6 protein-coding genes and 1 pseudogene are annotated in these 14,573 nt (G+C 46.4%); all 7 read right to left on the reverse strand.

Going from position 1 to position 14,573, the window contains the following annotated elements; genetic code table 11:
* Positions 1–24: 24 nt before the first annotated feature.
* The 7 genes and pseudogenes from EP13_RS16800 to rpoB all read right to left on the reverse strand — a co-directional run bounded on the left by EP13_RS16800 (position 25) and on the right by rpoB (position 14,403).
* On the reverse strand, positions 25–1,026 hold the full coding sequence (locus EP13_RS16800; protein WP_052364556.1) for an alpha/beta hydrolase: 1,002 nt from the start codon (positions 1,024–1,026) through the stop codon (positions 25–27).
* Positions 1,027–1,617: 591 nt separating this feature from the next.
* A pseudogene (tuf, locus tag EP13_RS16805) lies at positions 1,618–2,579 on the reverse strand (elongation factor Tu); the annotation flags it as partial.
* A 180-nt stretch (positions 2,580–2,759) separates the two neighbouring features.
* Complete coding sequence (fusA, locus tag EP13_RS16810) at positions 2,760–4,862, reverse strand: elongation factor G (RefSeq protein WP_044058292.1); 2,103 nt, start codon at positions 4,860–4,862, stop codon at positions 2,760–2,762.
* Between the two features lie 27 nt (positions 4,863–4,889).
* Positions 4,890–5,360 carry a 30S ribosomal protein S7 gene (rpsG, locus tag EP13_RS16815; protein ID WP_044058293.1) on the reverse strand — a complete coding sequence of 157 codons (471 nt, stop codon included), beginning with the start codon at positions 5,358–5,360 and terminating at the stop codon, positions 4,890–4,892.
* A gap of 75 nt (positions 5,361–5,435) precedes the next feature.
* Complete coding sequence (rpsL, locus tag EP13_RS16820; protein WP_013786326.1) at positions 5,436–5,810, reverse strand: 30S ribosomal protein S12; 375 nt, start codon at positions 5,808–5,810, stop codon at positions 5,436–5,438.
* 310 nt (positions 5,811–6,120) lie between these two features.
* Positions 6,121–10,293 carry a DNA-directed RNA polymerase subunit beta' gene (gene rpoC / locus EP13_RS16825; RefSeq protein WP_044058294.1) on the reverse strand — a complete coding sequence of 1,391 codons (4,173 nt, stop codon included), beginning with the start codon at positions 10,291–10,293 and terminating at the stop codon, positions 6,121–6,123.
* An 81-nt stretch (positions 10,294–10,374) separates the two neighbouring features.
* The gene (rpoB, locus tag EP13_RS16830) at positions 10,375–14,403 is read right to left on the reverse strand and encodes a DNA-directed RNA polymerase subunit beta (protein ID WP_044058295.1); all 4,029 of its coding nucleotides are present in this window, start codon (positions 14,401–14,403) and stop codon (positions 10,375–10,377) included.
* Positions 14,404–14,573 lie beyond the last annotated feature (170 nt).

A 14,573-nucleotide genomic window follows, 5' to 3' on the forward strand; every position in this document is an offset into this window, starting at 1 on the left:
GCACGCCCAACTACCGTCAACGGTCTACTGCGTAAAGCCCACCAAAAAACGTTTCAGCTGTCGATATACAGACTGAGATTCAGGGGTTTGATGCGACACCAAATAGTCGGCATGGGACAGACCTTCATAAACGTCTAGTACGGTAGTGACACCCGCATCACGCATTTTACGGTTTACCCTTACCGTATCGCTTAAAAACATATCCCGCGTCCCTGTAACTAAAAAGGTAGGCGGAAAGTCGGTAAAGTCACCATAGATGGGCGACACTTTCGGATGGGTGAGAGGGGTATTACCCGCATATAAGCGCGCCGATGCGCCGAGTGTTCCATCGTAGGTAATCAGAATCCTATCGATGCCTTCATTGGTATACAGAGAGTCACCCGTTTTCGTTAAATCAGCCCAAGGCGTACCTGCATAAATGGCCCTTGGCGTTGCCACACCATTTTCAATTAGCCCTTGAACAAACGCGAGCAGTAAGCCCCCGCCTGCTGAAGTGCCCCCCATAAAAATATGATTAGCATCGTATTGCTGAGATAGAACACGATAAACATGTTTAACATCATCAAGCGCTGCAGGAAACGGGTAGGCAGGTGGCATTCTATAGTCGACACTGTACACCACGATCCCCAACCTGTGGGCAATCAAAATACCCTCTTCAATAGAAGGCAAGCCGGCGAATAACACATAAGCCCCACCGTGAATATCAATATACACATGGTCTTTGAATTCGGGAGACAGAGACTTCGGCGTTATCTTACGAACCGTTACACCCTTTATATCGAGCATCTCAACCGTCACCCCATAATGCTTACGCATGTTTTGAATTTTGGTTTTTTGCATTTTGTTTGTGGCCTGTACATAGTCACGCCACTGCGCGGCTGTCGTAGGAACAAATGACCTGGCTTCCTCCACTGAAGGCGAAGGATATTGCGCAAGCACCGCTTTTAACTCAGCACTAATAGACTGAGGTATGGGCACCTCTTTAGCCTGTTCCGCCGCCACCGCTTTATCAACACCTTGAACCATTAAAATCACCAAACTACAAAAAACAAGAAGACCATAGCGATGCATAGTATAAACACCATCGAAGTAAACCTGCGTCTACCATAGCAAATCTCCACGAAAAACACGCTGTTATAAAGGCAATCACGTACTAACAGGATCACTCTGCATCCCCTCCCCCAGACTTTCTACTATGCCGTGCAAAGGAAGTGAGTGTTGTGCCCTCTGAAACCCGACACCGCAGGGACGCGGTGTCGGAGCCGCCATATATTAGAAGCGATGGGCCCACGGCGTGTTACACCCCTCCCCCAGACTTTCTACTATGCCGCGCAAAGGAAGTGAGTGCTGTGCCCTCTGAAACCCTACACCGCAGGGAAGCGGTGTCGGAGCCGCCATGGATGGCTTTACGGCGTGTTTCTTCCTTCTCCGTACAGGCTCAATAAATGCAAAAGGGGGCGCTTGTTCACTCTAGAACTCTCAGCTGCATGGAAGCAGCTGCGAAGCCCCCATGGATGGGTTCACGGCGTGTTCTAGAGTGAACAAGCGCCCTCTGGTGTGCAGGCATAAAAAAAGCGCACCTGAGTGCGCTTTTTGGCTTGTGTTGCTAAGTCTAGATTAGTCTAGGATCTTAGATACAACACCAGCACCTACTGTACGACCACCTTCACGGATTGCGAAACGAAGACCTTCTTCCATCGCAATCGGAGCAATTAGCTCAACTTTAAATTTAAGGTTGTCACCAGGCATTACCATTTCTACGCCTTCTGGAAGCTCTACAGCACCAGTTACGTCAGTTGTACGGAAGTAGAACTGTGGACGGTAACCTTTGAAGAATGGAGTATGACGACCACCTTCATCTTTAGACAGTACGTATACTTCTGCTTCGAAGTTAACGTGTGGCGTGATTGAACCAGGCTTAGCTAGTACTTGACCACGTTCAACTTCGTCACGCTTAGTACCACGTAGAAGAACACCAACGTTCTCACCAGCACGGCCTTCGTCAAGAAGCTTACGGAACATCTCAACACCAGTACAAGTCGTCTTAGTTGTATCTTTGATACCAACGATTTCTACTTCTTCACCTACTTTAACGATACCTTGCTCAACACGACCTGTTACAACAGTACCACGGCCTGAGATTGAGAAAACATCTTCAATTGGAAGAATGAACGGCTTGTCGATTGCACGCTCTGGCTCTGGGATGTATGAATCAAGCGCTTCACCAAGCTCGATGATTTTCTTTTCCCATTCTGCGTCGCCTTCAAGGGCTTTAAGGCAGAACCTTGGATAACTGGAAGGTCATCACCAGGGAATTCGTATTCGTTAAGAAGTTCACGAACTTCCATTTCTACTAGCTCTAGAAGCTCTTCATCATCAACCATGTCACATTTGTTCATGAATACGATGATGTAAGGAATACCAACCTGACGACCAAGTAGGATGTGCTCACGAGTCTGAGGCATAGGGCCATCAGTCGCAGCGACTACTAGGATACCACCGTCCATCTGAGCAGCACCGGTGATCATGTTTTTAACGTAATCAGCGTGTCCTGGGCAGTCTACGTGAGCGTAGTGACGACAGCGGAATCGTATAAATATGAATCGTCGTTGTGACACTCTTAACGAGTGCCCACACAGATTGTCTTGTTTAAATTGTTAAAGAACGTTGCGACTTCGTCGCAATTCACTAGAAGCTTTTCTCGTTTCCTAAGTTAAAAGTCCGACCCACAAATAGACCGGACCGAACCTTCATTTAGATTAAATTCTAGATTCAATAATAGCCTGCGCCACATTGTTCGGCGCCTCAGAATAATTGAAGAACTCCATTGAGTATGATGCACGACCCTGCGTTTGTGAACGCAGCGCAGTAGCATACCCAAACATTTCTGAAAGCGGCACTTTTGCACGTATTATTTTAACACCTGCTACGCCATCTTCCATACCTTCGATCATGCCGCGACGACGATTTAAGTCACCAACAACATCACCCATCCAGTCTTCTGGAGTCGTTACTTCAACTTTCATAGTGGGTTCAAGCAACACCGGATTTGCTTCTGCGGCGCCATTTTTGAAACCCATAGAGCCGGCGATCTTAAACGCCATTTCAGAAGAGTCAACATCATGGTATGAACCATCGAACAATGTAACCTTAACGTCAAGTACCGGATACCCTGCTACGACACCACTTTGCAACTGCTCCTGAATTCCTTTGTCGACTGCGGGGATGTACTCTTTGGGTACAACACCACCGACGATTTCGTTCACAAATTCGTAGCCTGCGCCTTCTTCCTGAGGCTCAATACGCAACCAAACATGGCCAAATTGACCACGGCCGCCTGACTGACGAACGAACTTCCCTTCCACTTCAACAGATTTACGAAGGGTTTCACGATAGGCTACCTGAGGGTTACCTACGTTACATTCAACCTTAAATTCGCGTTTCATGCGATCGACAATAATATCCAGGTGCAGTTCACCCATACCGGAAATGATTGTCTGGCCTGTCTCGTCATCTGTTCTTACTTTAAATGACGGATCTTCAGCCGCTAATTTGCTAAGTGCAAGACCCATTTTTTCTTGGTCTGCCTGCGACTTAGGTTCAACTGCAATAGAGATAACCGGCTCTGGAAAATCCATGCGCTCAAGGGTAATCACATTATTAGGATCACACAAGGTGTCGCCTGTGGTTACGTCTTTTAATCCAATGGCAGCGGCGATATCGCCGGCGCGCACTTCTTTTAACTCTTCGCGATCTTTTGCATGCATTTGAACAATACGTCCAAAGCGCTCACGCTTGCCCTTCACTGGGTTATAAACCGTGTCACCCGTGTTTACCACGCCTGAGTAACAACGGAAGAAGGTAAGCGTACCCACGAATGGGTCGGTTGCAATTTTAAATGCAAGCGCAGAAAACGGCTCGTTGTCGTCTGCATGACGCTCAGCTTCTGTTTCGTCTTTGTCGTCAAGCACACCTGTGATGGCTTTAACTTCTGTCGGAGCAGGTAAAAAGTCGATAACAGCATCGAGTACAGCTTGAACACCTTTGTTTTTGAAGGCACTGCCACAAGTGGCAAGAACAATTTCGTTGTTCAAGGTACGCGTACGAAGGCCTAAACGAATCTCTTCCTCGGTGAGCTCTTCGCCTTCCAAGTACTTATCCATTAACGCTTCTGATGCTTCTGCAGCCGCTTCAATCATTTCGACACGGTACTGCTCTGCTTTATCGAGATATTCAGCCGGAATGTCTTCATAGGTAAAGGTCATACCCATGTCAGCTTCATTCCAGTTGATTGACTTCATCTTAATTAAATCGATGACGCCATGGAATTCATCTTCAGCGCCCATGTTCAATTGAATTGGAACACAGTTTGCACCTAAACGTTTGCGGATTTGACCCACAACGCGTTCAAAATCAGCGCCAGCCCGGTCCATCTTATTGACGAACACAAGGCGTGGCACTTCATATTTATCAGCCTGTCGCCAGACTGTTTCTGATTGAGGTTCAACCCCGGAAGACCCACAAAAAACAACTACAGCGCCATCGAGAACACGTAACGAACGCTCTACTTCAATAGTAAAGTCTACGTGTCCAGGGGTGTCTATGATGTTGATCCTGTGTTGATCGTACTGTTGCTCCATACCAGACCAGAAACAGGTAGTGGCAGCAGACGTGATAGTAATACCACGCTCCTGCTCTTGTTCCATCCAGTCCATGGTTGCAGCACCATCATGCACTTCACCGATTTTATGAGACAGTCCTGTATAAAACAGAACACGCTCTGTGGTCGTGGTTTTACCCGCGTCCACGTGAGCCACAATACCAATATTGCGATAACGCTCAATCGAGGTCTTACGAGGCATAAATCTCTCTCAGTTATATAACGTTGATTACCAACGGTAATGAGCAAACGCTTTGTTTGCTTCGGCCATACGGTGAACGTCTTCACGTTTCTTAACCGCTGAACCTTTGTTTTCTGCAGCATCAAGCATTTCAGCCGCTAGGCGTTGTGCCATAGACTTTTCGCCACGTTTACGTGCAGCTTCTACCATCCAACGCATACCTAGTGCATTACGACGAACTGGACGTACTTCAACTGGAACCTGATAAGTTGAACCACCTACACGACGAGATTTAACCTCTACAGTAGGACGGATGTTATCAAGTGCTTCCTCGAATACATCTAGGTGTGCCTTGCCGGTTTTTTCAGCAACAATATCAAGCGCACCGTAAACGATTTTTTCAGCGACTGACTTTTTGCCGTCGAGCATTACGACATTCATGAATTTTGCAAGTAGTTGTGAACCGAACTTCGGCTCAGGTAGGATTTTACGTTGACCTACGACTCTTCTTCTTGGCATTTTCTCTTCTCCGTATGAATTCAGGGATAACCCAAAACTCTTAAACTTCAGTTTGGCCTTACTAACGGAGAACCGTTAAGATTTAGGCTTCTTCGCACCGTACTTAGAACGGGCTTGCTTACGATCGTTAACGCCTGCACAGTCAAGGGTACCGCGAACTGTGTGATAACGAACACCTGGTAAGTCTTTAACACGACCACCACGGATAAGTACTACACTGTGCTCTTGTAGGTTGTGACCTTCACCACCGATGTATGAAGAAACTTCAAAACCGTTAGTTAGACGTACACGACATACTTTACGTAGTGCAGAGTTTGGTTTCTTTGGCGTAGTAGTATATACACGAGTACATACACCACGTCTTTGTGGACAAGCTTGCAAAGCAGCTACGTTGCTTTTTTCAACGGGCTTTTTGCGAGGCTTGCGCACTAACTGGTTAACTGTTGCCATTAACTAGCTCCTGATTAAAAACTACGAAAACCCAATCACTATGATTGGGTCCATACTAATGCGACTTCATCTTCGTCGCTCTCTTATTGCTAACCCTGTGCTCGTCAGGTTTAGCAGAGCTCTGATACAAAAAACCGCGCCCCTTTTCTGTTACCTTTTAAAGGCTATCAAAAATCGGGTCGCGGAATATTAATGATCATCGCCCTGACTGTCAAGCTGTACAAAGGATAGGCAGTTAATATTCCTAAAATATGTCAGCTTGACGTGCCAATTTGTTAGGAGCACGTTAACGTGCTCCCATAATCATACCTTATTCGGCAGTATCTTCGTCTGCACCCGCATTTAGCGCTTCGGTTAATGCCTGTTCTGCTTCTGCAGCAGATACTGACATTTCTTCGATTTGCTCTTTGCGTTTTTGTGCACGACGTTCGTGGTAAGCGAAACCGGTACCCGCTGGAATGAGTCGACCAACGATTACGTTTTCTTTCAGACCACGTAGGTCATCTTCTTTACCTTGAACCGCAGCTTCGGTAAGAACACGGGTTGTTTCTTGGAACGAGGCCGCTGAGATAAATGACTCAGTAGACAGTGACGCTTTGGTGATACCAAGCAGTTGTGTTTCATACTGCGCTGGGATCTTACCGTGTTTTTCAATTTCACGGTTAGCCACTTTAACGTTCGAGACTTCAACCTGCTCGCCTTCAAGGAACTGGGTATCGCCTGGGTGCGTGATAATACATTTACGTAGCATCTGACGGATAACGACTTCGATGTGCTTATCGTTAATTTTTACACCCTGTAGACGGTATACTTCCTGAACTTCGTTCACGATGTAGTTCGCTACCGCTGAGATACCACGTAGACGCAAGATATCATGTGGAGATTCTGGACCATCGGCGATAACTTCACCTTTTTCCACTTTCTCACCTTCAAACACGTTAAGTTGACGCCACTTGGGAATCATCTCTTCGTATGCGTCGCCGTCTGGCGGCGTGATAACAAGACGTTTCTTACCTTTGGTTTCTTTACCAAAGCCGATAGTACCTGACACTTCTGCAAGAATAGCTGGCTCTTTCGGTTTACGCGCTTCAAACAGGTCGGCTACGCGAGGTAGACCACCGGTAATATCACGGGTCTTCGAGCTTTCTTGAGGTATACGTGCTAGCACGTCACCTTCATTAGCCACTTTGCCTTCTTTCGCTTCAATAGTGGTGAAGCTCGGAAGACGAATTTCTTGAAGACCGAACTCGTCGCTCTCTAGAATTAGCTTAGGCTCTTTAGAGTTAACCTTAGAAAGATCTTTCACTACGATACGTGTAAGACCGGTCAGCTCATCCTGCTGCATCTCGGTGTTAGAGTCGTCAATGTCAGCGAAGCTAATCTTAGCTGCACGTTCAGTAACGATTGGGTGACTATGCGGATCCCAGTTAGCAACAATGTCGCCAGCTGCAATCGTTGCACCGTCATCCACGCTAAGTACAGCACCGTATGGCACTTTATAGCGCTCTTTCTCACGACCTTGCTCATCAATAACAGTAAGCTCGGTTGAACGAGAAACGATAACCAATTTGCTATCAGAGTTACGTACGAACTTCGCATTGTGTAGCTTAAGGCTACCCGCTGTTTTAACCTGTACGCTGTTTTCTGCTGATGCTCTTGATGCCGCACCACCGATGTGGAAGGTACGCATGGTAAGCTGTGTACCTGGTTCACCGATTGACTGTGCTGCAATAACACCAACCGATTCACCGCTACCTACCATGTGACCACGTGCTAGGTCACGACCGTAACACTTAGCACATACGCCGAAGTCGTTGTCACAAGTGATTACTGAGCGAACCATAACTTGGTCCACTGAGTTCGCTTCCAACATGTCTACTAGGGCTTCATCAAGCAATACGTTACGTTCAACAAGCACTTCATCAGAACCTGGCTTGATAACGTCTTCAGCGATAACACGACCTAGTACACGTTCACGTAGTGGCTCAACAACGTCTCCACCTTCGATAAGTGGTGTCATTTGAACACCTTCGAATGTGCCACAGTCGTCGTTAGTGATAACCAAATCTTGTGCAACGTCTACTAGACGACGGGTTAGGTAACCCGAGTTAGCAGTCTTAAGTGCAGTATCCGCTAGACCTTTACGCGCACCGTGAGTAGAGATGAAGTACTGTAGTACGTTCAGACCTTCACGGAAGTTCGCCGTAATTGGTGTTTCGATGATTGAGCCATCTGGCTTAGCCATCAGACCACGCATACCCGCTAACTGACGAATCTGTGCGGCACTACCACGAGCACCGGAGTCAGCCATCATGTAAACAGAGTTAAATGATGATTGCTCTTCTTCTTCGCCATCGCGGTTAATTACGATGTCAGTCTTAAGGTTATCCATCATGGCCTTTGCAACTTTCTCGTTGGCATTAGACCAGATATCGATAACTTTGTTGTAACGCTCACCCGCGGTAACAAGACCGTTTTGGAACTGTTCCTGAATTTCGATAACTTCTGCTTCAGCCGCGTCGATAATTTCTTTCTTAGCAGCAGGGATAACCATATCGTCGATACCAACAGATGCACCCGCGATCATCGCGTAGTGGAAACCGGTATACATGATTTGGTCAGCAGCAATGACTGTGTCTTTCAGACCTAGCGTACGGTAACAAGCATTCAATAGTTTTGAAATTTGCTTTTTACCCATGGCTTGGTTGATGATTTCAAACGGCAGACCCTTAGGTAGGATCAGTGAGAAAATCGCACGACCAACCGTAGTGTCAGTGAGCGTAACTTTCTCAGTTTTGTTGCCATCTTCATCGATGTCGAATTCTGAAATACGTACTTTAACGCGAGAATGAAGCTCAGCATTACCTGTACGGTATGCTTTTTCTGCTTCGTTCGGGCTGGTAAATACCATGCCTTCGCCTAAGCCGTTTACTTTGTCACGGGTTAAGTAGTAAAGACCTAATACAACGTCCTGTGAAGGTACGATGATTGGCTCACCATTCGCCGGTGACAGAATGTTGTTCGTAGACATCATTAACGCACGTGCTTCTAGCTGTGCTTCGATTGTCAACGGAACGTGTACCGCCATTTGGTCACCATCGAAGTCGGCGTTATACGCCGCACACACAAGCGGGTGAAGCTGAATCGCTTTACCTTCGATAAGTGTTGGTTCGAATGCTTGGATACCCAAACGGTGAAGTGTAGGTGCACGGTTAAGTAGTACCGGGTGTTCGCGGATAACGTCGTCTAGTACGTCCCAAACCTCTGGTGCTTCGCGCTCTACAAGCTTCTTAGCTGCTTTAATTGTTGTGGCTAAACCACGACCTTCAAGCTTACCGTAGATAAACGGTTTGAATAGCTCAAGTGCCATCTTCTTAGGAAGACCACACTGGTGAAGACGTAGTGTAGGACCAACGGTAATTACAGAACGGCCTGAGTAGTCAACACGCTTACCAAGAAGGTTTTGACGGAAACGACCTTGCTTACCTTTGATCATGTCTGCAAGCGACTTAAGTGGACGCTTGTTAGAACCCGTGATCGCACGACCACGACGACCGTTATCTAGAAGGGCATCTACCGCTTCCTGAAGCATACGTTTTTCGTTACGTACGATAATATCAGGAGCCGCAAGGTCTAGAAGACGCTTAAGACGGTTGTTACGGTTGATAACACGACGGTATAAATCGTTAAGGTCAGACGTTGCAAAACGGCCGCCATCTAGTGGTACTAGCGGACGTAAATCCGGTGGAAGAACCGGAAGTACTGTCAAGATCATCCACTCTGGCTTATTACCAGACTGTTGGAATGATTCTAGTAACTTAAGACGCTTAGTGATTTTCTTACGCTTAGTCTCAGAGTTAATTGAAGGTAACTCTTCACGCATGGCTGCTACATCGGCATCAACGTCAAGGACAGTTAGCAAATCGAAAACCGCTTCGGCACCCATTTTAGCGTCGAACTCGTCACCGTGCTCTTCTAGAGAGTCAAGGTACTCTTCTTCGTTAAGAAGTTGTCCACGCTCTAAGGTCGTCATACCTGGTTCGGTTACCACGTATGATTCAAAATAAAGCACGCGTTCGATATCACGCAGTGTCATATCAAGCATTAAGCCGATACGAGACGGGAGTGATTTAAGGAACCAGATGTGTGCCACTGGGCTAGCTAGCTCGATGTGGCCCATACGCTCACGACGAACTTTAGTCAGCGTCACTTCAACGCCACACTTCTCGCAGATAACACCACGGTGCTTAAGACGCTTATACTTGCCGCAAAGACATTCGTAGTCTTTTACCGGACCAAAGATACGCGCACAGAACAGACCGTCACGCTCAGGCTTGAACGTACGGTAGTTAATGGTTTCAGGCTTTTTAACTTCACCAAATGACCATGAACGAATCATGTCAGGTGAAGCAAGACCAATGCGAATATTATCGAATTCTTCGGTCTTGTTTTGTTGCTTTAGAAACTTTAATAAGTCTTTCACATTACTCTCCCAGCGGAGTCAGTCTCTAGAACCCGGCGCAAGCGCCGGGCCATCTCATATCATTACGCAGCGATTGCCGTGTTACTTTTCTTCAAGCTCGATGTTGATACCCAACGAGCGAATTTCTTTAAGTAATACGTTGAATGATTCTGGCATGCCAGGCTCCATTCTGTGGTCGCCATCGACGATGTTCTTGTACATCTTAGTACGGCCGTTAACATCATCCGACTTAACAGTAAGCATTTCCTGAAGGGTATATGCTGCACCGTAAGCTTCAAGGGCCCACACTTCCATCTCACCGAAGCGCTGACCACCAAACTGAGCTTTACCACCCAGCGGCTGTTGCGTAACAAGGCTGTACGAACCAGTAGAACGCGCGTGCATCTTGTCGTCTACTAAGTGGTTCAGTTTCAGCATGTACATGTAACCCACGGTTACAGGACGCTCAAACTCGCGACCAGTACGACCGTCGAACAAAGAAATCTGACCGCTTTCTGGAATATCAGCTAGCTTTAACATTTCTTTGATTTCAGATTCGCGTGCACCGTCAAATACAGGTGTTGCTACTGGAACACCTTTACGTAGGTTTTCTGCTAAGCGACGAACTTCGTGATCAGTGAAGTTATCGATGTCCACTTCTTGGTGATTTTCACCAAGTTCGTACACCTTCTTCAAGAATTCACGTAATTCTGCCAACTCACGCTGCTCTTTAATCATGCGGTCAATCTTCACACCTAGACCATGGGCTGCCATGCCTAAGTGAGTTTCTAAGATCTGACCGATGTTCATACGAGACGGTACACCTAGAGGGTTAAGCACGATATCTACCGGCGTACCGTTAGCATCGTATGGCATGTCTTCTACTGGCTGGATAGTCGAGATAACACCTTTGTTACCGTGACGACCGGCCATTTTATCACCCGGTTGGATGTGACGTTTAACCGCTAGGTAAACCTTAACAATTTTAAGAACACCTGGTGCTAGGTCATCGCCTTGCGTGATCTTACGACGCTTGGTTTCAAACTTCTTATCGAAGTCTTCTTTAATTTCAGCGTGTTGATCTGCAATTTGGTCAATCTCTAGCTGTGCGTCTTCATCGTTAAGTGCAATTTCGAACCACTTCTCGCGAGGCATGCTGTCAAGCTTAGCTTGATCAACACCTGCGCGGTTAAATGCGTTACGAGCACGTGCAAAGATACCATCCGCTAAGATTTCAAATTCATCAGTAAGATCTTTCTTAACCTGACGAAGTTGCATGTCTTCGATTTCAAGCGCGCGTTTGTCTTTCTCTACACCATCACGGGTAAATACTTGAACGTCGATAACGGTACCGTGAACTGAGTTAGGTACACGTAGAGACGTGTCTTTAACGTCAGACGCTTTCTCACCGAAGATAGCTCTTAATAGCTTCTCTTCTGGCGTAAGTTGAGTTTCACCTTTAGGTGTTACCTTACCTACTAGAATGTCACCGCCTTTCACTTCTGCACCAATGTAAACTACACCTGATTCATCAAGCTTGCTTAATGCAGATTCACCTACGTTCGGGATATCAGAAGAAATTTCTTCTGGCCCAAGCTTAGTATCACGAGCAATACAGCTTAGCTCTTGAATGTGAATCGTAGTGAAACGGTCTTCTTGTGCTACACGCTCAGAAATAAGGATTGAATCCTCAAAGTTGTAACCATTCCAAGGCATGAACGCGATACGCATGTTCTGGCCTAGAGCAAGGTCACCTAAGTCTGTAGAAGGACCATCAGCGAGTACATCGCCTGTCACAATCGGGTCACCCACGCTACACGTAGGCTTCTGATTGATACAGGTGTTCTGGTTAGAACGGGTGTACTTAGTCAGGTTATAGATGTCGATACCCGCTTCGCCAGGAAGCATTTCTTCTTCATCGACTTTAATAACGATACGGCTTGCGTCAACGTAATCGACCACACCACCACGTTTAGCGACAACAGTTACACCTGAGTCTACCGCGATAGTACGTTCCATACCTGTACCTACTAGCGGCTTATCTGCGCGTAGCGTTGGTACAGCCTGACGTTGCATGTTGGCACCCATCAGTGCGCGGTTAGCATCATCGTGTTCAAGGAACGGGATAATACTTGCCGCAATTGAAACGATTTGCTGTGGTGAAACGTCCATGTATTTGATGTCTTCTGTAGGCATCAAGGTAGTTTCACCACGGTGACGACAAGGAATAAGGTCGTCAACTAGCTCACCATTTTCAGTTAGCGCAATGTTCGCCTGTGCAATGGCGTATTGGCCTTCTTCAATCGCAGATAAATAATCGATTTCGTCAGTAACCACACCGTCTACGATACGACGGAACGGTGTTTCTAAGAAACCGAAATCATTGGTGCGCGCGAAGCTCGCCAATGAGTTGATTAGACCGATGTTCGGGCCTTCAGGGGTTTCGATTGGACATAGACGACCGTAGTGGGTCGGGTGTACGTCTCGAACTTCGAAGCCAGCACGTTCACGGGTAAGACCACCCGGACCTAAAGCAGAAATACGACGTTTGTGCGTTACTTCTGATAACGGGTTGTTTTGGTCCATGAACTGAGAAAGCTGTGATGAACCAAAGAACTCTTTAACGGCAGCTGAGATAGGCTTAGCGTTAATTAGGTCTTGCGGCATAACATTGTCAAGATCGCCTAAGCTTAGACGCTCTTTAACAGCACGCTCAACACGTACTAAACCAACACGGAATTGGTTTTCTGCCATTTCACCTACAGAACGGATACGACGGTTACCTAGGTGATCGATATCATCAACTTCGTCTTTACCATCACGAATCATTATTAGCTGTTTCATAACAGAAATAATGTCTTCTTTATCTAGTGTGCCAGAACCAATAAGTTCTTCACGACCCAGACGACGGTTAAACTTCATACGACCAACAGATGACAAGTCATAACGTTCTTCAGAGAAGAACAAGTTGTCAAACAAGGTTTCTGCTGCATCTTTCGTTGGTGGCTCACCAGGACGCATCATACGGTAGATTTCAACAAGCGCTTCTAGGCGGTTAGTTGATGAATCGATACGTAGTGTGTCAGAGATGTATGAACCGTGATCTAATTCGTTGATGTAAAGCGTTTCGAACTCTTTAATGCCCGCTTGGCTTAACGCAGCAAGGTTTTCAAGAGTGAGTTCGTCGTTCGCGCTAACAATGACTTCGCCAGTGTCTTCATTGACGTAAGTAGCAGCAAATACACGACCAATCAGGTAATCTGCAGGTACTTCTAGCTCAGTAAGACCGGCTTTTTCCAAGGCACGAGTGTGACGAGCAGAAACACGACGTCCGGTTTCAACAACCACGTTGCCTTCGCCATCAATGATATCAAAGGCGGCTGTTTCACCACGTAGGCGATCAGGCACCACTTCCATCATTAACTTGTCTTTATCAATCCGTACGCTAACTTTGTCAAAGAAGGTATCTAAGATCTCTTCTGACGTCATTTCTAGCGCGCGTAAGATGATTGTTGCAGGCAACTTACGACGACGGTCAATACGAACAAATAGGTTATCTTTCGGGTCAAACTCAAAGTCTAACCACGAACCACGGTAAGGAATTACACGTGCGTTATAAAGCACTTTACCTGACGAGTGGGTTTTACCTTTGTCGTGATCAAAGAAGACACCAGGTGAACGGTGTAGCTGTGACACGATAACACGCTCAGTACCATTGATAACGAACGTACCGTTCTCTGTCATCAATGGGATCTCGCCCATGTACACTTCTTGTTCTTTAATATCTTTTACGGTACCTGGGGCAGCGTCTTTATCGAACAACACTAACCGTAGTTTTACTCTTAACGGAGCAGAGAAAGTTACACCGCGAATTTGACATTCTTTAACGTCAAATACTGGCTCTCCCAGGCGGTAGCTTACATATTGAAGCTCTGAATTACCTGAGTAACTTTTAATTGGAAAAACGGAACGAAATGCTGCTTCCAAACCGTATTGAGCATCTGCGTCGATCTCAATAAACTTTTTGAAAGAATCAAGCTGAATTGAAAGAAGGTATGGAATTTCCAATACCTGTGGGCGTTTGCCAAAATCCTTACGGATACGTTTCTTTTCGCTATAAGAGTAAACCATGGGTTCCTCAGCCTGCTGATTTATGACCCAACCTGCTGCAAAATGCTTTAAAACGCGTGCTATGGGCTAAAAGCTGCGTTTTAAATGGCGCACTAAGCAACAAACTTCCACAACCCTTTTTCGGGTAGATACACCAGCATACAACAAAATTCAACTTATTATTAGTTAAC

Origin of the sequence: Alteromonas australica (assembly GCF_000730385.1) — a bacterium.
Taxonomy (GTDB): domain Bacteria; phylum Pseudomonadota; class Gammaproteobacteria; order Enterobacterales; family Alteromonadaceae; genus Alteromonas; species Alteromonas australica.

What these genes read in the sequence shown, in the direction of transcription:
- EP13_RS16800 (WP_052364556.1), bottom strand. Translation starts at nt 1,026, where the DNA reads ATGGTTCAAGGTGTTGATAAAGCGGTGGCGGCGGAACAGGCTAAAGAG.
- fusA (WP_044058292.1), bottom strand. Translation starts at nt 4,862, where the DNA reads ATGCCTCGTAAGACCTCGATTGAGCGTTATCGCAATATTGGTATTGTG.
- rpsG (WP_044058293.1), bottom strand. Translation starts at nt 5,360, where the DNA reads ATGCCAAGAAGAAGAGTCGTAGGTCAACGTAAAATCCTACCTGAGCCG.
- rpsL (WP_013786326.1), bottom strand. Translation starts at nt 5,810, where the DNA reads ATGGCAACAGTTAACCAGTTAGTGCGCAAGCCTCGCAAAAAGCCCGTT.
- rpoB (WP_044058295.1), bottom strand. Translation starts at nt 14,403, where the DNA reads ATGGTTTACTCTTATAGCGAAAAGAAACGTATCCGTAAGGATTTTGGC.